Origin of the sequence: Limnohabitans sp. YIMB22184, from assembly GCF_048020265.1 — a bacterium.
Lineage (GTDB): Bacteria > Pseudomonadota > Gammaproteobacteria > Burkholderiales > Burkholderiaceae_C > Limnohabitans_A.
In genome coordinates, this window is record NZ_CP171843.1 from 1,964,665 (window position 1) to 1,990,623 (window position 25,959).

The 25,959-nt window shown below is 64.4% G+C and carries 1 protein-coding gene (only partly in view); it reads right to left on the reverse strand.

Features of this window, described 5'->3' with window-relative positions:
* Nucleotides 1–25,959 carry the 3' portion of an Ig-like domain-containing protein gene (locus tag ACHEXL_RS09105; protein ID WP_416559008.1) on the reverse strand. It continues 2,835 nt past the right edge of the window, so only the last 25,959 of its 28,794 coding nucleotides appear in the window; the start codon falls outside the window, past its right edge; its stop codon occupies nt 1–3.

A 25,959-nucleotide genomic window follows, 5' to 3' on the forward strand; every position in this document is an offset into this window, starting at 1 on the left:
TCAAGACTCAGACACCACCACCTTCTGGTCCACCAGCAACTGCACCTGGGCGCTGTTGTGGTTGTAGACGTCGTAGGTGTGACCGGCGCTGCTGAATGTGCCGCTTTGCGACCAATTCAACAGATCGCTCAGCACCAGCGTGTCATCGCCCTTATCAACGCTATTGACCTGACGCACAACGGTCTGACTTCCCGTCACCATCAACTGCTTGCGCGTGTCCACCGCAGCGGCATTTACGTCAAACACATTGTTGGAACCCATGTCCAGCACATCGAACAAGTTCAGCTTGAGCGTGTTGGCGCCAACGCCGGTGATGTCGATCTCTTCCACATCGCGGATCACATCGGCCTTGATGGCGGTCAGGTCCATGGTGATGCTGCTGCCGTCGAGCACGATCTTGTCCAGACCTGTGCCGCCGTCGACTTGCAGACTGCCGCGCTGCGCTCGCAGTGACAGGTCGACGTTGTCGGCGTTGAGCTGGAAGGTGTCGTTGCCGGTACCGCCGAACATCGCATCTGCACCGCCGCCGCCCACCAGGGTGTCGTCGCCGGCGCCGCCAATGAACTGCTCGTTGGCCGCAGTGCCGTTGAGCGTGTTGCTGCCCGACGTGCCCATGAAATCGATTTGCGACGGATCGGTGCCGCCGGACAAGCCGCCAAACACCACATAGGTCTTGCCGCCACTCGTGCCGGTGCCAAACTGGCCATATGCCGAGATCACGAGATCGCTGAAACCGTCACCATTGACGTCACCACCACCGGCCACACCATAGCCTGCATAGCCGCTTGCAGACTCGCCCAAGATGCGGAAGCCATCGCTGGCGGTCATGGTCGAGGTTGAAATCGACTGCCCCGATGTGCGGCCATACACCACATACCCGCGGCCCGCGTCCAGGGTGCCATACACATCCCCCTTGTCATAACCCACCAGGAAGTCCGCGAGGCCATCTCCGTTGAAATCGCCAATCGAGGCGAGACGCAGTTGCTGGCCGTAATAGTTGGTCGCGTAAGTGGCCGCGCTGTTGTCTGGATCATTGAAACTGAAGGCAAAACCACGGCTTGGATCGACAGCGCTGGCAGACACGGTCAGGTTGGTGCTGTTGCCCCCATAAATGACAAAGGCCGTGCGGTTGGCAGCTGTCACGCCGACATCAGCCAGACCATCGCCATTGACGTCGCCCAGAATTTCAACGTCCATGCCCATCACAAAGTTCTGCCCCGTGGGTCCAGTGATGACAAAGCCGCTTGTACCCAAACTGCTGGATGCAGCCAGATTGACACCGGTGCTGCTGCCGTAGACCACAAAAGCACGTCCGTTGTTGGAGCCAAAAATAGCATCGCCAATGACAACATCGTCATAGCCATCGCCGTTGATGTCACCACCGCCGCCAATGCGACCCCAGAAACCAATCCCGCTGGCCAGGCCCGACATGGCAAAACCACCCGTGCCGCCCTCTACTGCCGTGGCCAGGATGTTGCTGTTGTCGGTCTTGCCGTACACCACATAGGCCTTGCCCGCGTTGGAGGCAAAGAAGCCCAGGTCGTTGATGCCGTCACCGTTGACGTCGCCCAGCATGTCCACCGAATTGGCAAAGTTGTCGCGTGTTGCGCTGGTTGGGCCTGCCGGACCATAGATGGTGAAGCCCTGCGAGCCCAGCGCACTGGTGTAGACCGCATCGCCCGAGCTCTTGCCATAGATCAGGTAGCCTCTGCCGGCGTAATAGGTGCCACTGCCATTGTTCCAGGTGGCCCCCACCAACAGGTCGGCCAAGCCGTCACCGTTCATATCGCCCACTGACGAAACGTCCCAGCCAACAAACTCCCCAGTCGACTTGCCGTATATGGCAAAGCCACCACTGCCCTGCGCTACAGCCGTCAAATTGATGGCTGCGTTATCGGTCTTGCCAAACACCACATAAGCCTGACCCGAACGACCGGTACCACCAGGCGCAGTGCTTTCGGGGGCACCGATGAGGAGATCATCCAGGCCATCGCCGTTGACATCGCCCAGCATCGCGACGTGGTAGCCGGACTCCAGACTTGACTGTCCCAAGATTGCATAGCCAGCAACCGAATTGCCCACCAGTCCCAGCGGCAACTCAAATGCATAGTTCACCAGCACCTCGGCCACATTGCTTTCGTTGCCGGTCGCAGCTGAACGCAGCTTGGCCGTGACAGCCACCGTGCCATAAGGCTGCGACTGCACCTCTGTCGCCGTCAGGCTCACGTCCACGTATTTGCTGGTGATGTGCGCAGGGGTCAACTCAATGATCTTGCTGAACGCGCCCCAGCCAACCACCAAAGTATCGCCCGCCACAGGGGGCTGCGCGGAGCCCGTGCCAATGGGCAACTGCACACGCACCACAGTGCCGTTGGCCACTTCGGACGTCGTCAGTTGGCCGTCGGCAGTGCCGCTGGTCGGGAAAGACGTGCCCGAAGCGGATGTCAACAGTTGGTAGCGCGCCTCCGGAATGCCCGTGGTGTCGCTGGTGCTGTTGGTGGTCGACCAGGCTGTGGCGTCGATGATCGGCGCCGTGGGGCGGACAAAGTCCACCGTCACCTGCGCAGAGGCACCAGACACCACCAAGCTGCCACTGGTCGGCGCGCTCAGCAGGTCAGCCCTGACCGCGATCGACTCGCTCGTGCCGTCGGCCGTGGCTGCCAGCAAGGTGGCGGTGGACACCGCCACATCCACATAACCCTTGCTGATGTCAGTGGCCGTGATGGCTTGCACCACAGTCTGACCATCCCAGTCCAAGCTCAAGGCATTGCCATCTACAGCGCCGGTGTAGGCGATGTAGACACGAACCACCGTTTTGCCATCGCTTTGGGCTTCGATCAGGTTGAGCTTGCCAACGATTTCGCCAAAGCCGACATCCACGGCGGGCTGCAGATGCAAATCAAGGTCACCGTGGACCAGCACCTGAGCCGTGGCACTGACGTGCTGCACCACGTTGTAGACAACACCCTCCTTGGCCACCTGGCCGCTGACGTACCAGGCGCCTTTGAGGGTAACCGCATCGCCGGTGTTGCCATCGATCAGCAACTGCTCATCGGTATTGACCGCACCCCAGCCAGCAGGCTCCTTGGCCGACACTGCGGCGTAGCCGTTAGCCGTGTTGTAGACGTTGAAGTTGCTCATCTGCACCACGTTGTTCAGGTTGAGCGTGACGCTGTTGTTGCCCGTACCGGTAACGTCCAGCCATTCCACGTTGTGGATCACCTCGGAGCGGATGGCCGTCAGGTCCAGCGACATGCCGCTGCCGCTCAGCACGATCTTGTCCAGCCCCGTGCCGCCGTCGATGCGGGCCACGTTCTGGCTGTCGTTGCCGGTGTTGCGCGCCAGCATTGCCGCGTTGTCGGCATTAATCACAAAGGTGTCGTTACCGGCACCGCCGTACATCACATCGGCACCGCCGCCGCCAACGAGGGTGTCGTTGCCCGCGCCGGCAATGAACTGCTCGTTGGCCGTTGTGCCAGACAACGCGTTGGCAGTGGCGTCGCCCAAAAAGTCGATCGCCGCCGTCTTGGTCACACGGTCAATGCCACCAAAGATCACATAGCTCTTGCCGGCAAAGGTCTGGCTACCATAGTCGGTGCCATAAGCACCCATCACCAGGTCGGCAAAGCCGTCGCCATTGACGTCGCCCGCCGCCGAGATGGCAAAGCCACTGTAGTCACCCGCGCTCTCGCCAATGATGCGGAAGCCATCGCTGAAGGCCATGCTGCCGGTGCTGACCGACACACCGCCGGTGCGGCCATAGACCAGATAGCTGCGGCCCGCATCGGCGCGGCCATACGGGTCGCCCGTGGGCACGCCAATCAGCAAGTCGGTCAAACCGTCACCGTTGAAGTCGCCGGCAGAAGACACCAGCACGTTCTTGGCCATGAGCGAACCCACCGTGTCGGCCGCATCGTTGGTGAGGATGGTGAAGCCTGCGGCACCCGTGGCATCCACGCTGCTGGCGCCCAGTGCCACCGTCGTGTTGCCGGTCTTGCCATACACCACATACACGCGGCGCGCCTCGTCCGAGACGACCACATCGGCCAGGCCGTCGCCGTTGAAGTCGTCAACGATGGTGACGTGGTCGCCCAGCTTGCTGCCGGTGGCGGTGGCCCCCTGGATGATGAACCCGCGTGTACCCACGGCGGTGCCGACAAAGCTGCCCGGGTTGTTGGTGCTGCCAAACACCACAAAGGCGCGGTTGTTGGTGTTGTTGAGGTTGCCGTCGCCAATCACCACATCGGCCAGGCCGTCGCCGTTGACATCGCCACCGGCGCCTACGTTGGCATCCCAGTAGTTCGAGCCGCCAGTCAGCCCCGTGATGGCATAGCCACCTGAGCCGGCCTCGACCGCCGTGATGTTGATGGTGGCATTGTCCTGGCGGCCATACACCACATAAGCCTTGCCCTGGCCAGGCTGTCCGATGATGAAGTCGCCAATGCCGTCACCGTTCATGTCGCCCGCTGCCGCCAAAGACTGGCCAAGCTGGCCCTGTGCTGTAGCACTCACACCCGAAATACGGAAGCCAGTGCTCTGCCCGCCTGTGATGGTGCTCAGCTGCACTGCAGCCGTGTCGGCCTTACCGTACACCACAAACACATCGCCCGGGCCAGAAGCCGACGAGTTGAAATCGGGCACGCTAACCAGCAAGTCGGCCAAGCCATCGCCGTTGATGTCGCCCGCGCCATACACGTCGTAGCCGGTGTAGGAGTCGCTTTTGCTCAAGCTGCTGATGACAAAACCACCCGAGCCGGCCAACACAGCCGTCAAATCGATCGCCGTGGTGTCGGTCTTGCCAAAGACCACATAAGCGCGGCCTTTGTTGTTGTCCTCCCGGCGCGCGCCGATGATCACATCCTCCAGCCCGTCGCCGTTCACGTCGCCGGCACTGGCCACCGAGAAGCCGGTTTCTCCAGCGCTGGTGCTGCCGTTGATGACAAAGCCCTGCGTGCCGCCCGAGATCAAGGCCAACGGCAATTCGTACAGGTAGTTCACACCCACCTTGGCGGCGTCGCTCAGGTTGCCCGTCGCGGCCGACACGATTTGCGCTGTGACGGTGACGCTGCCAAAACCTTGCGCGTCGATGGTGCTGAAAGGCACGTTCACGTTGACATACTTGTTGGTGATATCCGTTGCAGACAGCACCACTTCGATGGGCGTCGCATTGCCCCAGGCCACCAAGACCTTGTCACCCGCAACCGGCGGACGCAGCGAACTCGGTGTCGTGCCGTTAGGCAGCTTCACATGTACCGTCGAGCCACCTGAAAGCGCTTCACTCACATAGATGCCGCCGTCAGCAGATCCCGTGGTGGGCGGTGTGCCGGTGGCGCTGGTTGCCATGGCCCAGTTGGTTTCATACATGGCCTCGGGAATGCCCGTGGTGTCGCTGCTGATGTTGGTAGTCGCCCAGGCCGTGACATCGATGATCGGGGGCGTTGGACTGAGGAAATCGATAGGCTGCTGAATCGTCGGTCCCTGGTTGACCACCGACATCACGCCGCTGCCGTTGACTGCAACCAGGGAGGCATACATGGGCATACTGCCCCCAGGCAATTGATCTTGGGCGTTTTGATACAGGATATTTGTGGGTACGTTGATTTCAAGCCAGCCTTGCTTCATCTGTGTGTCGGTCAGCGCACCACTGACAACGCTGTACTTACCCAAATTGAGCTGAATCTGGTTGCCGATAGCTGCACCAATTTTGTCAATGGCTACGCGCACAACGGTGCCGCCGCCACTGATGGCTTCACCTTCCGTCAGCGTTCCGGCCAATTCACCCAAACCGCCGTAGATGGTTGGCTTGAGCTTGAGCTGAACATCCGCATCCACAATGATCTGGGCTTGAGCCACGGTGCTCTGCAAAACGCGATAGACATTACCGTTGTTGGTCACTCTACCGGCTTCGATGAAAGCACCGTCCACAACAACAGTGTCAGCGCTACCACCATCGACAACAATCTGGTTGCCACGGTTAATGGCACCCCAGGCGGTAGGTGCGGTGCCGCTCACCTGGGTCCACCCAGTGCTGGACTGCGTCCAGCCGTTGGTCGTGTTGAACACGTCATCGTTGCTCATCTGCAGCACGTTCTTCAGGCTGACAGAGAGCGTGTTGCCTGTACCCGTGTTGTGGTTGCCCAGATCAACCCGCTCCACGTTCTTGACCAGATCGAGGGGCATGCCCACGTCCGGCAAACTTGGCACAGTGCTGCTGCCCACTGTGTAGTTCACATCGGTCGTGACTGCATCGCCGTTGGCTTTGATGTCGGTGACCGAGTACACGATGGACTTGCTGCCGTTTGTGAACGCCGGTGTGTCCTGAACTGTCGCCACAATCAAGGTCAGTTTGCGGATGTCCCAAGAGGTGACATCCACGGTCTGCGTCGACTCGTTGACTGTGGCCGTGGCCGGGTCGTCAGCCACGATGACAACAGACTTCATGCCGTCGCTGAGCGTGGCACCCACCGGCAGGTTCTTGAGCACCACCGTCGCGCCCGGTGCCGTGTTGATCGGCGGCAGATCGATGATGTTCGAGGTGATCTGGAAGTTGGCCATGATCGGGCCTGCGTAGTTCGCAGCACCGCCAGGCGAAGTCGACACGAAGGTCAACTTTTTGATGTCGTTTTCATTGATGACCGGCAAATCGATCGTGTAGAGCTTGGCAACCCCAATCTGCAATGGGTTAGCGGTGGTCGAGTAATACAACTCACCGTCGTAGTAAACATCGATCTTGTCGTTGGCATACATCGCAAAGCCCGCAAAGGTGATGCGTATGGTTTCGCCTGCGCGCTTGACGATGTTGATCGACGCGTTGTCGTCGCCCGGATTCACATTCAGCTGGAAACCCACCTCGGATCGCAGGGCAATGCCAGCCTGGTCAGCCGTGAGCCCATACTGACTTAGCGTCCCTGTTTCAAACAAACCACTGGGGTTTGTGGTCGTCCAGTATTGCCCCCTGATCGCCTGGATCTCAGTGGTTGTGCGGTAGGACCAGCCACTTGGCGTCGGTGGCAAGGTCAGCTTCACAATCGCCGGGTCGGGTGCCTGCAGGCCAGAGGCCATGGTGGCCAGATTGGTCGTGACGCCTGTGCCCTCAATCTTGAGGGTGTCGATGCCCGTGCCGCCATCGATACGCAGCATGTTCTGCGCCGTACCGGTGAGGGCCAGGCTGGCAATGTTGCTGTTGTTGACCACGATGACATCGTCACCCCGACCGCCGTACATCACATCGGCACCACCTGCCCCGGTCAGGGTGTCGTTGCCGTCACCGCCCACCAGCTGGTTGTTGCCGCTGGTGCCAGTCAGGGTGTCGTTGCCGCTGGTGCCGATCACGTCGCCATTGCTGGCCTGGAAGACGCTGCTGCGGTAAGCGCTGGCGCCACCGTAGACGATGTAGGTCATGCCGGCATCGGTGCGGCCCGCCGGGTCGGCATAGGGGGCGCTGACGGCGATGTCGTCAAAGCCGTCGCCGTTGACGTCGCCCGCGCCGGTCACGCGCATGCCCAGGTAATCGTTGGCGCACGCACCCAGAATGCGGAAGCCGTCTGACGCGGCCAGGCTGGCCACGTTGACCATGCCGGTGCCGGTTTTGCCAAACACCACGTAGGCAGCGCCTGCGGCGGTGGGGCTCAGGTTGCCATAGGCATGGCTGACGATGATGTCGCCCAGGCCGTCGCCGTTGATGTCACCGGCGCTGTCGATCCAGAAGGCGCCGTGGACGCCCGAGGTGATGCCCAGGTTGATGGCAAAGCCACTGGCCGTGCCGGCCTCGATGGCCGAGACGTTGACGGCGGTGCCGTCTTTCTTGCCAAAAGCCACCCAGGCCACACCTTGGTTGGTGTTGGTGCCAGCGTAACCGGCGGTGCTTTGCAGCAGCACATCGTCCAGGCCATCGCCGTTGATGTCGGCTGCACCGGCCACACTGACACCGGTGGAGCTCTCGCCAACGATGCGGAAGCCCAGGGTGTTGGAGGCGCTGGTCAGGCTGCTCAGATCCACCATCGGCCGCTCCCCGCTGGCAGAGTTGCCGTACACCACATAGACGCTGCCAGTCGAGGTGCCGGTGTACCAGCCGCCCAGTACCAGGTCGCTCAGGCCGTCGCCGTTGATGTCGCCACTGCTGACGCTGGTGAGCGCGGCCACGGTGCCGTCCACCGTGCCGCCGTTGATGACGAAGCCTTCGGTGCTGTTGACAAAATTGGACGAGGCGGTGACCACCGGCGCACCCGAGGTTTTGCCGTAGACCACATAGGCCACGCCGGCGCGGCCGTTGTAGCTGGGCGCCGTGACGGCCAGGTCGCTCAGGCCGTCGCCGTTCACGTCACCGGCATCGGTGACCGAATAACCGTTGGCGAACGGAGACGAGACCATGAAGCCGTTGGTGTTGCTGGCCACGCTCAGGCTACTGAGGCTGACCGCGGCTGTGGCCGAGCGGCCAAACACCACATAGCTGGGGCCACCGGCTCCTGAAGCGTTCACATCCAGAGGACGGATCGATGTGGCGGTGGATGCGTAGTTGGTGTTGTTGCCAATGACCACATCGGCCAGGCCGTCGCCGTTGATGTCGCCACCGCCCGAGACCGACCAGCCATACCAGGCGTTGGCAATGGCCGGTGCGTTGATGACAAAGCCGTTGCTGTTGCCCGCGACCGTGAGGCTGGACAAGTCAAAGTTGCTGTAAGCGCCGGTGGAGTTGCCAAACAGCACGTAGGCCCGACCGGCGTTGCTGCCCGAAGCGTCGTTCTGCATTGCACCAATGACCAAGTCTTCGTAGCCGTCGCCGTTGACATCGCCCGCGTTGGAGATGGACCAGCCGGCATAGTCGGACGCCAACTGGCCGTTGATGGCAAAGCCGTATTGCGGGTTGGTTGCCAGTTGTCCAGCCGCTACGTCGTACACCCAGTTGACCGAGGCCACGGGGGACGCGGCCGACAGGTTACCTGCCGCGTTTTTGATTTGCGCGGTGACGGTGACGTTGCCAAAGGCCTGGGTTTCGAGCTTGTTGTAGGGGACGGTGATGTCCACATACCGGTTGGTGATGTCGGTGGCGGTGAGGATCTTGTTGGCCGCACCGGTGGCGCTGCCCCAGTTGACCAACACTGTATCGCCCGCTGCGGGCGGCACGATGCCCGTGCCCGCCTGCGGCAGTTGCACGCGCACCACGGTACCGTTGTCCCACGTTTCAGACACATACAGCGCGTTGTCGGCGGTGCCGGTGGTGGCGTGGGTGGTGCTGTTGGTGGCGTAGACCGCCTCGCCCACGCCCGAGACAGCGCTGGTGTTGCCAGCGCCTGTGGCCGCCCAGGCAGTGTTGTTGATGGTGGGCGCGGTGGGCGCGATGAAGTTGACATCCAGGTTGGCCGTGGGCGATGTGGTCACCGTGGTGCCGCCGCGCACGATGCTGGCGGTAATGGCCACGGTTTCGGCCGTGCCCAGCGGCGTCTCGGTGGTCAGCGTGGCGGTGGGGATGAAGACATCCACATAGCCCACGTTGAGGGCGTATTGACCGATGGTGGTCGTGAGCGTCTGACCACCGTAGTTGAGGCGGAGGGTGTCGCCAAGAGCGGGCAGCGAATCGCCCGTGGTGATGCGGATGTAGGTGCCGCCCACGGTGGAGGGCGAGTCGATGTCTTGCGCCTCGGTGAGGGTCAGGCCGTTGGGGGCCTCCCAGGCTGCCAGATTGACTGTTGGCGGCACGCCGACCTTGTCGGATACCAGAATCTGAGCGTTGGATATCGCGCTTTGATAAACACGGTAGACATTGCCGGTAGCGGTTTCGGTAACGCGACCAATGACGCTGAACTGTCCATTGTTTATTTTGATGTAGTCATCGCCATTACCATCTACCTTGATCTGGTTCTGATGGTTGGTGGCACTCCAGCCTGTAGGCACCTGGCCCGGTACAGCCACATAGCCGTTAGCAGTGTTGAAATTGTTCAAGCCACTGAGTTGCAACACATCCGACAGGTTGATGGTCAGTGTGTTTGAGCCACTGCCGCTGAGGTCAAATACTTCCACGCTTTGCAGCGCCAGATCTCGGATACCACCCATGCCAATGCCAATACCAGCACCATCGACCTTGAGGGTGTCAATGCCGTAACCGCCGTCTATACGGGCGATGTCCTGTGGGTTATTAGTATTTCGGTAAAGCATGTCGAGGTTGCTGCGATTGAGCACAAAGGTGTCATCGCCGCGACCGCCATACATGACGTCTGCCCCGCCGTTACCGATGAGCACATCGTCACCATCGCCAGCAACAATCTGGTTGCTGACGCTGGTGCCGGTGAGCACGTCGTTGGTAGTTGTGCCAACAGAGCTGATAAGGTCTCCATTACTGCCCTGGAACACCATGTAATCGGTGTAATCGTCTCGGCCACCAAAGACTACATAGCTGGTGCCCGCGCTGATGACACCATGCGGGTCGGCCGCGCGCGAGGAGACCAGCAGGTCGTCAAAACCATCGCCGTTGATGTCGCCGGCTGGCGAGACGAAGGTGCCGGAGGCGTCGCCACTGCAGGCGCCGTTGATGCGGAAGCCCTCGCTGGGTGCCAGCGCCCGTTGCAGCGAGAAGAAGCCGCCGCCTGCCGAGGCGTAGTTCTTGGAGCCCGTGGGGCCACCGTAGATGACGTAGGTTTCGCCACGCACAATGCCGTCGACCGAGGTGCCCGTGCCCGCAGTCATGCTCACCAATACATCAGCGTAGCCATCTCCATTAATGTCCCCGGCAACTGCTGCGCTGTTAATCACGCCGTTGCCTCCATCCCCGTTAAAGTTAGGACGGATGTGGAAACCAAGCGCCTGTGACCCGGTATCGAGTGTTGTGATGTTGATGTTAGTAGGCGCACTGCTGCCATATATGACATAAGCGTCGTTCCACCACCAGCCGCCATTAGCATTTGTATAAGTGTTGCTATGCAGGTAACCTGCTTGGTTATTGAAGACGATTACGTCTGCCAAGCCATCACCATTTACATCGGCCAAGCCCTCGCCAACCATCACCTCAGGCATGCCGCTAATGGTGATGGTGCCTTTACCGCCGCCAAGACGGATCTGGCCGTTGGAGAACAGCATGTCGTTCATGCCATCCCCATTGAAGTCACCTACACCACGCACTTGGCCCGTGAGGGTTGTGCCGTCTGATGCGGCCAGCGATGTGAGCGCCAGGGTGTCGGTGGTATCCCAGGTGCTGCGGCCATACAGCACGAAGGCCGGGGTCGGGTCGTTGCTGGTGGCGGTGGTCGCGAATGCCAGGGGCGCGGTGTTCTGGTCGCGCGCGTTGCGCTGGGTGTTGAAGGTGTCCAGCCAGTAGGGTTCGACGTTGTCGATCGTGATGTCGTCAATGCCGTCCCCGTTGATGTCCCCCACCAAACGGATGCTTTCGGCCTGTACCTTGCCGCGGTCAATGGTGAAGCCGTCAGTGGTGACGCCTGCCGCATTGATGGCGCTGAGGTTAATCACAGCGCTGCCGCTGGTGCGGCCAAATATCACAAAGGTTTTGCCGGGCAGGCTGTCCGGGCTGGAAACGACCATGTCGGCAATGCCATCGCCGTTGATATCTCCCCCACCATATACTTCAACCCCAACTGACAGATAAGCAGGTGCCGGATAGGAAGGGTTGTTGTTGTATGAGAAGGTGCTCCAGACGGTGCCCGGTGCAACGATCATGAAGCCTTGTGTGTTGCTGACGCCGGTAAAGCTGGAGAGATCCACTTCGCCCACACCAGGTTTGCCGTAGACCACATAGGCGGCCTGAGTGCCGTTCTTGAGCTGGCCCATGACACCGATGTCGTCGTAGCCGTCCCCATTCACGTCGCCCACAGTCACCAGTTTTTGGCCGGTGAACTCACTGGCAGAGCGGCCGTCGATCTGGAAGCCGTCAGACACGCTAGCCAAGTTGAACAGCGGCTGATCGTAAACTACGTTCACGTTCACTGGCTTGGTGCCCGAAGTGTTGCCACTGCTGACGCTAGTGATGGTGGCATTGACCGAGATGGTGCCGTAACCGGCTTCAGCAATGGTTGCAGTTGGCACCGTTACGTCGATGTAGCCAGCCGTAATCTGGGCGCTGGTGAGCTTGGTGGTTAACTCAAAGCTCTGGTTGCCCCAATTGACGGTGATGGTGTCGCCCACCTGGGTACCAGTGGGATTGCTGGCCGTTTTGAGTGCTGGCAGCTGGAGGCGTACTACCGTGCCTGGAGATGAACCGCCCGACCAGAATTCTGAGTAGTACAGTGCGTTGTCTTGCCCGTAACTTGATAAGGTCGTACCGTTAGTCTGGAAAGCCGTGAGGTTTTTGTCGTAAACCGCTTCCTGGATGCCGTTGATGTTGCTGCTGCCGGTGGCGCCGGTGGTGGCGTTGATAGCTGGCGCTGCGGGCACGATGAAATCTACCGTGGCCGCAACGGCGGCGCCGGTGGAAATGGTGCTGCCGCTTGGGCCGCTGAGTAGCGTGGGTCTGACGTTGAGCGTCTCGCGTGTGCCGGCGGCTGTGGCTGCCTGCAGAGTCGACTTGGGCACCACGATGTCGATGTAGCCGGCTGCGATGTTGCCAGCAGTCAGTATCGGTGACTGAGTGGCGGTCTGCGTGTCCCACTGGACACTGACCACTTGGCCAGCCTGGGCACCGGTGCCTACCAGATTGACGCGGACAGTAGTGCCATCGCTAGCCTCGCCCACGTTGAGCACGGCGCCGCCGGAGCTGCTGCTGCCCCAGACTTCGTTGGTCCAGCTTTGGCCTGTGGGTGCGGTGATGATGGACGGTGGTGCGACGATGACGAGTTCGCCACTGCTGATGTCGCTGCGGGTGATGCCACCAGCGGTGCTGCTGACGTCGACGTTGTAAGTTAGCGGCGCCGTGGTGGGCTGAGTCAGCACACCTGCCGACACAGCCAGACTCCAGGTACCGGTAGTGGTGTTATAGGTCAGACCCGTCGGGCTGCTGGTGCCGCCGACAGTCAGTGTGTAAGTTGCCAGCGTGGTGCCCGTCGAATTTTTGAGTACCACGGTCAGGGCGTCACCAACGGCCAGGTTTTCTGCGGCGCTGTTGACGATTTTTTGAGCGACACCAGTGATGGTGGGCGTGGTGCTGCCGGTGGTCTGGCTGACCACGGTGGGCACGTCGGGCGGCGCGATGTTGACCGTGAGGCCGTTGTTCACGTCGGTGCCGGTGTTACCGGCCAGGTCGGTGACGCTGGCCGTCAGGGTGTAGGTGCTGCCGTGGTTGAGCAGTTTGGCATCGGCATCGGTAGCGGTGACCGACCAGGTGCCGCCGCTGGCGGTGGTGGTGTAGGTTTTGCCGTTGAGGGTGACGGTTACGGTGCGGCCATCGGCGGCGTCGGTGGTGCCGCTGATCACAGGCGGTGTCTTGACGCTGGTATCGAAGGTGAAGCCGTTGGTGGCATTGGCGTCCAGAGTAAAGCCGCGTTTGGTCAGGTCGAAGGTGCCGTTGACCGGTGCGGGGGTGCCGCTGTCGTTGTCCACGTCGTCACCCGCCACGCTGGTGATGGTGATGACGGGAGCAGTGGTGTCGACCGCCAGGGTGTCGGTGTCGGAGTTGACCACGCCCGTGGGGCTGGTGACGCTGGCGGTGACGGTGTAGCTGCCGTCGGGCAGTGCGCCAGAGGTACCGAAGGTGCCGCTGGTGGGCACGGCCGTGGCGGTGTCGATGCTGAAGTTGCCACTGCTGTCGGGCAGCACGGTGTAGGTGGCGCCGCCCACGGTGACGGTGACTGGCGTGTTGGCCAGGTCGCCCACGCCGGCCACCTGGCCGGTGATGACAGGGGTGGTGTCGTTGGTGTAGGTGGTGCCGTTGGGGCTGGTCAGCGCCACGGTCAGGCTGGTGGTGTCGATGCGCAGTTCGTTGGTGGTGGCGTCACTGGTGGCGTTGCCAGCGGCGTCGGTGACCGTTGCCGTGACGGGGTAGCGGCCGTCGGGGAAGGTGCCGAGCGTGCCGCTGGTGGGCACGGCCACGCCAGTGTCCACGCTCCAGGCGCCGGTGCCGCTGTTGTAGCCGATGCCGGTGGGCTGTGTGGTGGCGGCCGGGTCGATGGTGTAGGTGGCGCCGTTGACGGTGACCGTGAGTTTTTCTCCGGCGGCCAGAGTGGCGGTGCCAGAGATGGTGGGGGTGGTGTCGTCGGTCAAACGGCTCGCCACAGTGGGCGCTGCCGGTGCGATTGAGTCGATGACGACAGGCACGGGGGTCTTGGTGCTTTCGTTGCCGGCCGGGTCGGTGGCACTGACTTGCAGGTTTTGCGTGCCGTCGGCGAGTTGGCTGGTGGGCGTGATGGCCCAAGTGCCATTGGCAGCGACCACGGCTGTGCCCAGCACGGTGGTGCCGTTGGCGGCGTACAGGGTGATGGTGTCGCCGGGCGTGGCGCCGCTTCCTTGAATGGTGGGCGTGTTGTCGCTGGTGATGTTGTCGGCCAGCGAGCCGCTGTTGCTGGCGTCGGCCAGCACGGCGGCAGGCGCAGCAGGAGCGGCGGTGTCGATGTTGACGGCCAGCGCCGGGCTGGCGGTGCTGGTGTTGCCGGCCAGGTCGGTGTAGGCGTAGCTGATGCTGTATGCGCCATCGGTCAGGGCCGTGGTGGGCGTGAGGACGGTGTTGCCGCTGCCGTCGGTGGTGACGGTGGCGGGCACTTGCACGCCGTCGACCAGCAGCACCGGGGTGCTGCCAGCGGGCACGGGGCCGATGTTGAAGTCGGGCGTGGCGTCGCTGGTCAGGTTGTCGGTGGAGCTGGTGCCCTTGTCGGTGGCCGCGGTCATGTCGGGCGCGTTGGTAGGCGCAGCCGGGGCTGTGGTGTCGATGATCACCGGCAGCGGGTCGCTGGCCGGGCTGGTGTTGCCTGCCACGTCCACCACCTGGATGGCGATGTCGTGCTCGCCTTCGGGCAGCGGTGCGTTGGGCGTGATGGCGCCAGTGGCTGGGTCGTAGGTGGCGGCCACGGGTGCGCCGTCGACCAGCAGGATGACGTTGGCGACTTGGGGGTCGTTGACGATGCCGGTGTCAAAGGTGGGTGTGGTGTCGCTGGTGGTGTCGTCTTCGTCGTCAGCGCCAGTGTCGCTGGCAGCCTGAAGGTCGGGCGTGGCGGGTTTGGCCGGTGCTGTGGTGTCGATGGTGATGGGCAGCGACGGGCTTTGCGCCCCGGGGTTGCCAGCAGCATCGGTGAAGGCGTAGGTGATGTCGTGCGGGCCGTCCGCCAGCGGGGTGTTGGGCGTGAGGGTGCCGGTAGCCGGGTCGTAGGTGGCGGGCACTTGCACGCCGCCCACAAACAGCACTGCCGACACCGTGCCCTCGGGCAAGGCACCAATGGTGAACGCGGGTTTGGGGTTGGCGGTGTTGTTGTCGGTGTTGCTGCTGCCGGTGTCGGTGCCAGCGGTCATGTCGGGCGCGGTGGCCGGTGCGGACGGACCTGTGGTGTCGATGGTGATGGGCAGCTCGTCGCTAGGCTCGCTGGTGTTGCCGGCTTTGTCGGAGGCCGTAGCCGTGAAGTTATGCAGTCCTTCGGTCAATGGCGTGGTCAGCGTGGCTGTCCAGGTGCCGTCAGCAGCAACCACGGCGGTGCCCACCGGGGTGGCGCCGTCGAAAATCGTGATGGTGCTGCCCGCCTCGCCAGTGCCAGTGAGCGTGGGCGTGGTGTCGTTGGTCAGGTCATCGCTGTTGCTGACGCCGGTGTCACTGGTTGCTTCGAGGTCGATGGTCGGAGCAGCAGGCGGCTGGGCGTCCACCGTGGCCGTGGCACTCTTCAGCGGGTTGCTGGTGTCGGAGGCCTTGATGTCGGTATCGTCAGCCAAGGGGGTGCCGGGTTGGGCGCTCCAGGTGCCGTTGAGGCCGACGGTGACAACGATGGGATCGCCGTCAGCATCCAAGATGGGGGTGCCATCGGCCAGCGTCAGTGCAAGCTCTTGGCCAGGTGCACCGGTGCCGGTGATCGTGCTGCCGTTGGTTGGGTTGATCTGCGGCATCGAGGCATCGACCGTCTCGCCGTCAGCAGGGCTGACGTTGCCAGCCACGTCAGTCTGAGTGGCGCTGAGCGCAGTGCCGTCAGTGAGCGGCGTGGTGGGCGTAAGGCTCCAGCTGCCGTCGGCGGCGACAGTGGCGGTGCCGAGGGTGGTCGTGCCATCGGTCAGCGTGACCGTGGCACCGGGCTCACCTGTGCCGCTTATGACAACGCCGTTGGTGGGGCTGATGACCGGCGCGGCCACGGCAATGTCGATGACCAAAGGCAGTGGTGTGGCAGGGCTGGTGTTGCCCGCCGGGTCGGTGGCCTTGACGCTGAGGGCTTGCGGTCCATCGGCCAGGGCGGTGGTGGGTGTGATGCTCCAGGTGCCGTCTTGCGCCACAGTGGCGGTGCCCAGCGGCGTGGTGCCGTCAGCGGCGTACAGCGTGATGGTGTCGCCGGGCGTGGCGCCGTTGCCGGTGATCTCAGGCGTGTTGTCGTTGGTGACGTTGTCGGTGGTCAGGCCGCTGTTGCTGCCAAGCGCAAGCGCAGCCGCAGGTGCGGTGGGCGCCGAGGTATCGACCATGAAAGCCATGCCGGTGCTGGTGGTGCTGTTTCCAGCGGCGTCGGTCACTTTGATGGAGGGTGTAAAGCTGCCGTCAGGGAGTGCCGTGGTGAGCTCAACGCTCCAGTCTCCAGTGGTGGGGTCAGCCGTGGTGGTGTAGCTGACGCCGTTGACGGTGACTTGCACAGTGGCACCCTTTTCTGCCGCGCCGCTCAGGATGGGCTTGTTGTCGGCTGTGAGGTTGTCCTGCGCAGTTCCGCCCAGGGTGTCGCTGGTAGCGGACAAGCCACCAGTGCCATCGGCCGGCGCGCTCTTGTCGACCGTGAAGCTGCCGGTGCTGGCCGGGCTGGTGTTGCCGGCCGGGTCGGTGATGGTGGCGCTGAGGTTGTAGGTGCCGTCCACCGGGATACTGGCCGAGGGGACCAGCACGCTCGCGGTGCCGGCGGTGATGTCGGCAGCGGTGACGGTGTAGCTGATGGCGATGGGCGCGTTGGTGGTCGGATCGTCCACCGTGAGGGTGATGACGTCGCCGGCCTGCACGGCGTTGGCACCGGTGGTGGTGAGCGGCACAGAGACCGGCACGCTGCCGCCCGAGACGACTTCGGCCGCGTTGACGCCGCCGTTGGTGTTTTCGGGCACGGCCAGGGCGCCGGGGGTAGCCGGTGCGGTGGTGTCGAGCGTGAAGCTGCCCGCAGCGGCCGCACTGGTGTTGCCAGCGGCGTCGGTGAGGGTGGTGCTGGTGGTCCAGGCACCGTCTTGCGTGAGGTGGGTGCTGGCGATGTTTTGGCTGATGCTGCCTGTGCTGATGTCGCCCGAGGTGAGGACGGTGGTCAACGTGAGCGTGGTGCCATCGGGCTGGGTGACCACGGTGATGACGGTGTCGCCCGCCTGCGCGCCTGCGGGCAGCGTGGTGACGATGGGTGTGCCGCCGCTGCTGGCGGCTTCGGTGGCGTTGACGCTGTTGGGCGCTTCGGTCAGCGAGACGGTGGGCGCTGCGGTGGCTGTGGCGTCTACCGTGAAGGGCGTGCCGTTGGTGGTGACGGTGTTGCCTGCCGCATCGGTGACCTTGATGCTGGGGGTGTAGCTGCCGTCGGCCAGGGTGTTGGTGGCCGGAATGCTCCAGGCACCGTCGCTGCCCGCTGTGGTGGTGTAGGTGACGCCGCCGACAGTCACTTCAACCGCTGCACCGGGCTCGGCCGTGCCACTGAGTGCGGGGGTGGTGTCGTTGGTTTTGTTGTCGCCCAGCGTGCCGGTGTCGCTGGCGCTGGCCAGCCCCCCGGTGGGGTTAGCGATGCCGGTGTCGATGGTGACGGGCACGGTGGTAGGCGCGCTGACGTTGCCGGCCGGGTCGGTGGCGGTGACGGTCAGGTTTTGCGGGCCTTCGGCCAGCGGCAGGCTGGGCGTGATGCTCCAGCTGCCGTCAGGCGCGACGGTGACGGTGCCGAGCACGTCGCCATTGGGTGCCTTGAGGGTGATGGTGTCGCCGGGCGTGGCCCCTGCCCCGCTGATGTCGGGGGTGGTGTCGCGGGTGATGTTGTCGGTGTTGCTGCTGCCGGTGTCGCTGGCTGCGGCCACGTCGGCCGCAGGCGCTGCCGGGGGCATGGCGTCGACGGTTTCGGTGTCGTAGGCGGTGACGGTCTCGCCGTTGGTCTTGGTGGCGGTTTGTGTGGCTTTGACCACAGCGCCGTCGGCCAGGGCGGCGCCAGGGGTGGCGCTCCAGGTGCCGTCGGGTTGCACGGTGACGGTGAGCGGTGCGCCGCCGGCGTCGCGCAGCACGGTGCCGTCGGCCAGGGTGAGCGCGATGGTGGCGCCGGGCTCGCCGGTGCCGTTGACGGCAGAGCCGTTGGCCTGCGCGATGACCGGGGCGTCGGGCAGCGTGGTGTCGACCGTTTCGGTGTCGGGGGCGCTGACATTGCCGGCCGGGTCGGCCTGGGTGGCGGTCAGCACGGTGCCGTTGGGCACATCGGTGGCGGGGTCCAGGCTCCAGGTGCCGTCGGCGGCCACGGTGGCGGTGCCGATGACGTTGTTGGCCGCGTCTTTGACGGTGACCAAGGCACCCGGCTCGCCGCTGCCGGTGATGAGGGTGCCGTTGGTGGGCGCGATGACCGGTGCGGCTGGCGGCGTGGCGTCGACCGCGAAGGTAGTGCCGTTGGCGGTGATGCTGTTGCCGGCGGGGTCGGTGGCGGTGATGACGGGGGTGTAGCTGCCGTCGGCCAGGGCCGGTGCGGCTGCGCTGGCGCCTGTTGGGATGGCGGTGGCCAGGTCGATGGACCAGTCTCCGTCGGCGTCGGCGGTGGTGGTGTAGGTCAGGCCGTTGATGAGGACGCTGATGGCGGCGTTGGCGTCAGCCGTGCCGCTGATCTCGGGGGTGTTGTCCCGGGTCAGGTTGTCACCCAAAGTGCCGGTGTCGCTGGCTGTGGCCAGAGCACCAGTGGGGGTGCCAGCCGTGGTGTCGATGGTCACGGGCACGCTGGTGGCCGGGCCGGTGTTGCCTTGCGGGTCGGTGGCGGTGACGGCGAGGTTCTGCGTGCCGTCGGGCAGCGATGTGGTGGGCGTGATGCTCCAGCTGCCGTCGGCGGCGACCACGGCGGTGCCGAGGGTGACGCCGGCCGCGTCCTTGAGGGTGATGGTGTCACCGGGCATGGCGCCACCACCGGTGATGGTGGGGGTGTTGTCGCTGGTGTTGTTGTCGGTGTTGCTGGTGCCGGTGTCGCTGACGGCGGCCACGTCGGCGGCCGGGGCGGCAGGCACGGTGGTGTCGACAGTCACCGGCACAGTGGTGGGCGCGCTTTCGTTGCCAGCCGGGTCGGTGGCGGTGACTTCGAGCGGGTTCAGGCCCTCTGCCAGGGCGGCATTGGGCGTGATGGCCCAGTTGCCCTCTTCGTCGACTTGGGCGGTACCCAGCACGGTGGTGCCATCGGGCGCGTACAGGGTCATGGTGTCGCCAGGGGTGGCGCCGCTGCCGCTGATGACGGGACGGGTGACTCGGGTGATGCTGTCACCGGCAATGCCGCTGTCGCTGGCCGGGTCGAGGATGGCAGCCGGTGCAGCAGGTGCCATCGTGTCGATGGTCACGGGCACGGTGGTGGGGGCGCTGGTGTTGCCAGCAGGGTCGGTGGCGGTGACGCGGAGGTCTTGCTCGCCATCGGGCAGCGCGGCGGTGGGCGTGATGGCCCAGTCGCCGTTGCTGTCGACCACGGCGGTGCCGAGCACTTTGCCGTTGGCGTCCTGGAGGGTGATGGTGTCACCGGGCGTAGCTCCTGCCCCAGTGATGGTGGGTGTGTTGTCGCTGGTGATGTTGTCGTCGCTGTCTGCGCCGGTGTCGCTGAGCGTGGCCACGTCGGCGGCGGGGGCTGCGGGGGCGGTGGTGTCGATCTCAACGGGGAGAGCGCTGCTGGCCGCGCTGGTGTTGCCCGCTTTGTCGGTGGCGGTGGCAGTCAGGTTGTGCGTGCCATTCGTCAAGGTGGATAGCGTGGCCGTCCAGGTGCCGTCAGCGGCCACGATGGCAGTGCCCACCAAGGTGGTGCCGTCATAAACCTTGACGGTGCTGCCAGGCGTGCCGGTGCCCGAGACGGTGGGCGTGTTGTCGCTGGTGAGGTTGTCGGTGCTGCTGGTGCCGGTATCACTGCTGGCGACCAGGTCGAGCGTGGGCACGGCGGGCGGGGTGCGGTCAACGGTTTCACTGTCAGTCTTGTTGCTGGTCAGGTCTTTGGCAACCACAACGGTGCCATTGGCCAGCTGCGTTTGCGGGGTGGCTGTCCAGGTGCCGTCTGGTGCGACGGTCACGACAAGAGGCTGTCCGTCGGTACCCAGGATGGCATTACCGCTGTTGTCTTTCAGCTCAATCTGGTGCCCGGGTGCGCCGGTGCCAGTGATCGTGCTGCCGTTGGTCGGGTTGATCTGCGGCATGGAGGTGTCAACCGTCTCGCTGTCAGCGGGGCTGAGGTTGCCGGCCACATCGGTCTGGGTGGCGCTGAGCGCGGTGCCGTCGGCCAGCGGCGTGGTAGGCGTTAGGCTCCAGCTGCCGTCGGCGGCGACGGTGGCGGTGCCAATAGTGGTGCCTGCTGAGTCCTTGACGGTGACAGTAGCGCGGGGCTCGCCCGTGCCGCTGATGATGGCGCCGTTGGTGGGGCTGATGACCGGGGCGGCCACGGCTGTGTCGATGACCAGAGGCAGCGGCGTGGCGGGACTGACGTTGCCAGCCGGGTCAGTAGCCTTGACGCTCAGGGCTTGCGGGCCGTCGGCCAGGGCGGTGGTGGGTGTGATGCTCCAGGTGCCGTTGCTGGCCACCACGGCGGTGCCAAGCTCGGTGGTGCCGTCGGGCGCGTACAGGGTGATGGTGTCGCCGGGCGTGGCGCCGCTGCCAGAGATGGTGGGCGTGTTGTCGTTGGTGACGTTGTCGGTGGTCAGGCCGCTGTTGCTGCCAACCGCCAGCGCAGCTGCTGGCGCGACGGGCGGTGTGGTGTCGATGGTGACGGGCACCGTGCCGGGTGCGCTGACGTTGCCGGCCGGGTCGGTGGCGTTGACCTTGAGGTTTTGCGTGCCGTCGGCCAGGGGGCTGGTAGGCGTGATGGCCCAGCTGCCGTCTGGCGCCACAACGGCCGAGCCGAGGGTGTTGCCCGCAGCGTCTTTGAGGGTGATGGTGTCACCCGGGGTGGCGCTGCCGCCGGTGATGGTGGGCGTGTTGTCGCTGGTGATGTTGTCGGTGTTGCTGGTGCCTGTGTCGCTGGCAGCGGCCACGTCGGCGGCTGGGGCGGCGGGGGCTTGCGTGTCGACAGTGACCGCCAGGGCCGGGCTGCGGGCGCTGGTGTTGCCAGCCGGGTCGGTGGCGGTGGTGCTGATGTTGTGCACGCCGTCGGCCATGGTGGGGGCGGTGAGGCTCCAGTTGCCGTTGCCATCCACGACGGCGGTGCCCAGGGCGGTGTTGCCGTTGTAGACGGTGATGGTGTCGCCCGGCGTGCCGGTGCCGCTGAAGGTGGGGGTGTTGTCGGCAGTGGCGTTGTCGGTGCTGCTGCTGCCGGTGTCACTGCTGGCCAGCAGGTCGGGGGCAGCGGGCGTGGACGGACCTGTGGTGTCGATGCGCACCGGCACCGTGGTGGGTGCGCTCACGTTGCCGGCCGGATCGGTGGCGGTGACCTGGATGTTGTTGAGGCCTTCGGTAAGGGCATTGTCGGGGGTGACGCTCCAATTGCCGTCTGCGTCGACCACGACGGTTTCGACTTCGCCACCAGGGAAGGTGACCGTGATGGTGTCGCCTGGCGTGGCGCCGCTGCCGCTGATGCCGGGTGTGGTGTCGTTGGTGGTGTTGTCGCCCTTGGTACCGCTGTCGCTGGCGTCAGCCAGAGTGGCAGCGGGTGCGGCGGGTGCGGTGGTGTCGAGCGCGAAGGTGCCTGCACGCGCCGGGCTGGTGTTGCCGGCCAAGTCGGTGACGGTGGTGCTGGTGGTCCAGTCGCCGTCTGTGGTGAGGGCGCTGCTGGGGATAAGCTGGCTGATGGTGCCGGCGCTGAGGTCGGCGGCCGTGAGCACGCTGGTCAATGTGAGTTCTGTGCCATCGGGCGCAGTGACCACGGTGGTGACAGTGTCGCCGACGGCAGCGTTGGCGGGCAAGGTGGTGACCACGGGCGTGCCGCCCAGGCTGGCGGCCTCTGCGGCGTTGACGACGCCGTCGCTCGCCTCGGGCAGGGCCACACCGGGTTGGCCGGGTGCGGTGGTGTCGAGCGTGAAGGCGCCGGTGCCGGGCGCGCCAGTGTTGCCCGCTGCGTCGGTGAGAGTGGTGCTGGTGGTCCAGGGGCCGTCCACATTGAGCTCGGCCGTGGGGATGGTTTGTGTGACGGTGAAAGGGCCTGTGCCGGTGGCGGTGCCGCCCTGCCCTGCCGGCAGTTCGCTGGCCAAGATGGTGTGGGTGAGCGTGAGGGTGCTGCCGTCAGGCTTGGTGACGGTGGTGGTGACCACATCACCCACCTGCGCGTCGGCTGGCAGGGTGAGCACGATGGGGGTGCCGCCACTGCTGGCGGCTTCGGCGGCGTTGACGCCAGCAGGTGCCTCGGGCAGCCCCACGGTGGGGGCGCTGGGGGCGGTGGTGTCGACGGTGATGGCTTCGGTGTCGTTGCCGGTCAGGCCAAAGCGGTTGGTGACGCTGGCTTGCAGGATGGCGGTGCCGTCGGCGAGTTGACCGATGGCGCTGCCGGGCACTTGCACGCTGAAGGTGTTGGCGGCGCCGCTGGCGCCGGCTTCGACGGTGGCGGTGTAGGTCTGGCCATTGAGCGTGAGGGTGACGGTCTGGCCCGGTTCGGCGTTGGTGGTTCCGGTCAGGGCGACGGTCTGGTTTTGCTCGGACGCATTGATGACGCTGTCGCCGTCTGCATCGGGCGAGACAGCGTTGAGCGTGAGGGTGGGCGGCACGGTGTTGATGACGAGTTCGCCCGTGCTGATGTCGCTGCGGCCGCTGGTGCTGCCGCCGGTGGCGACGCTGACGCCGATGTTGTAAGTGGCGTCTTGCAGGGCGAAGTCGATGACGTCGCCGTCGCTTTCGGTCGCAGTGGTGGTGTTCAGTGCCCAGGCTTTGGTGAGTGGGTCGTAGCTGACGCCGGGGTTGCTGGTGCCGGAAACCGCAGTACTGTCGATGGTGGCGGTGACAGTCACCCCATTGAGGGTGAAGGTGAGGACATCACCGTTGGCCAGCGCAATCGGGTTGTTGCTGCCGTCCAGCTTTTGCGCGGTGCCGGTGACAGTGGGTGTGTCGGTGCCCGATAGGTTTTGCTTGACCGTCGGCACATCGGGCGGGGCGATGTTGACGCTCAGGGTTTCACTGTCTGGCGTCGAGGGGTTGCCGGCCAGGTCCTTGACGCTGGCGCTCACCGGGTAGGTGGTGCCATGGATCAGGGCTTTGGCCGTGGCTTGGCTCACTTGCACCGACCAGGTGTTCAAGCCGCCAGTGCCGGCGATGACGGTGGCGCTGTAGCTTTGGCCGTCAATCAGAACAGTGACCGTCTGGCCTGCTTCACCGTTGGTGGTGCCGCTGATCGTGGGCGGTGTGGGAACCGTCTCGCTCAAGGTGTAGTTGTTGGTGTCAAAACCGCGTTCTGCGGCATCAAACACGTTATCGGCACCAGCCACGGCGGTGATGGTAATGGTGGGCGGGACGGTGTCGACAGCGAGCGTTTTGCTGGCAGGCACAGCGGGTGTGCCGGCGGCATTGCTGACATTGGCCGTGAGGGTATAGCTGCCGTCGGCCAGGCTGGCCATTGCAGCCGCAGGAACGTTGGTACTGAATGTGCCGTCAGGCTGAACGGCTGCGTAGTAGGTCTGACTGACGCCGCCGGGCCCGGTGAGGGTGAGGGTCACACTTTGCCCGGATTCGGCGCTGGTGGTGCCGGTCAAGGCCACCCCGCCTTGCTTTTCAGCAGCGTTAACGATGTCATTGCCGGCGATGGTGCCCAGGGTGAGTGTAGGTGGGGTGGCGGCGAGCTGGAAATTGCCACTGCGAGCCATACTGGGGTTGCCCGCCACGTCCTGGATGGTGGTGCTGGTTGTCCAGTGGCCATCAATGGTGAGTGCGGCGGTGGGGATGAGCAGGCTTACGGTGTAGGGGCCACTGGGCCCGGCAGTGCCACCCTGAGCCGCAGGCAGGTCGGCGGCAGTAAGGACATGGGTCAGCGTGAGGGTACTGCCATCAGGCTTGGTGACGACACTGGTGACCACGTCGCCCACTTGCGCATCAGAAGGCAGCGTCACCACCAGCGGCACGCCACCGGCCGAATCTTTTTCGGCCAAACTGATGCCGTTGGGTGCTTCAGGAATAACAACTTGGGGCGCCGCTGCGGGGCCTTGGGTGTCGATGGTGACGGAGACTGTATTGGGGGCACTTTCATTGCCCGCAGGGTCAGTAGCGGTCACGAGGACGCTTTGGTCAGGGCCATCCACAAGGCTCTGCGTGGGGGTGACGCTCCAGGTACCGTCGGAAGCCACCGTGGTGGTCAGCACTTCACCTGTAGGAAAGGTGACGGTGATGGTGTCACCTGGGTTGGCGCTTACCCCTGCAATGGTGGGCGTGTTGTCACGTGTGATGTTGTCGGTGTCACTGATACCCGTGTCGCTGGCCGCAGCCACGTCTGCCGCAGGGGCTGCGGGCGGGGTAGTGTCGAGCACAAAGCTGCCCATGCCAGGTTCGCTGGTGTTACCGGCCACATCGGTGATGGTGGTGCTGGTCGTCCAGTTGCCGTCTGCACTGCCGTCGAGCGGCATTTGTGCAGAAACAATGAGCTGGCTGATGGTGAAAGGGCCTGTGCCGGTGGCCGTTCCACCTTGAGCGGGTGGCAAATCGGCTTCCGTGAGCACAGTGCTCAACGTGAGTGTGCTGCCATCGGGCTTGGTCACCACGGTGGTGACCGTGTCGCCCACCTTGGCATCCGCCGGCAAGGTGGTGACGATCGGTGTGCCGCCGGCGCTGGTCGCTTCGGCCGCGCTCACGCCGTTGGGCGATTCGGGCAGGTTGACTGCGGGCGCAGACGGAGGTGTAGTGTCGAGCACGAAGCTGCCTGTGCCGGGGACACTGGTGTTGCCGGCCACATCGGTGATCGCGGTGCTGGTCGTCCAGCTGCCGTCTTGCGTGAGTTCGCTGCTCGGGATGATCTGACTGATGGTGAAGGGGCCTGTGCCGGTGGCGGTACCACCTTGAGTGGGTGGCAAGTCGGCTGCGGCGAGCACCGTGCTCAACGTGAGCGTGCTGCCATCGGGCTGGGTCACCACGGTGGTGACCGTGTCGCCCACTCGGGCGTCAGCCGGCAAGGTGGTGACGATGGGTGTGCCGCCGGCGCTGGCCGCTTCGGCCGCACTCACGCCGTTGGGCGATTCAGGCAGATTGACGACAGGCGCAGACGGGGGTGTGGTGTCGAGCACGAAGCTGCCCAGTGTGGCGGCGCTGGTGTTGCCGGCCACATCGGTGATGGAGGTACTGGTCGTCCAGCTGCCGTCTTGCGTGAGTTCGCTGCTGGCAATGACTTGGCTGATGGTGAAAGGGCCTGTGCCAGTGGCCGTTCCACCTTGAGCGGGTGGCAGGTCGGCCGCCGTGAGCACGGTGGTCAGCGTCAGTGTGGTGAGGTCCGGTTTGGTCACCACGGTGGTGACCGTGTCACCCACTCGGGCGTCTGCCGGCAAGGTGGTCACGATGGGTGTGCCGCCCTCGCTGGCGGCTTCGGCCGCGCTCACGCCGTTGGGCGATTCGGGCAGGTTGACGGCGGGCGCAGACGGGGGTGTTGTGTCGAGCACGAAACTGCTGTCGGTCGGCGCGCTGGTCAGGCCGGTGACCGACGAGGTGTAGGTGGTGCTGACGGGGTAGTCGCCGTCGGTGCCGAGCTTGTCTGCGGGGATGAGTTGGCTGATGCGGCCGGCCTGAATGTCGGCTACCTTGAGTGTGGTGCTGAGCGTGAGGGGACTGCCGTCGGCCAATGTCACGGTGGT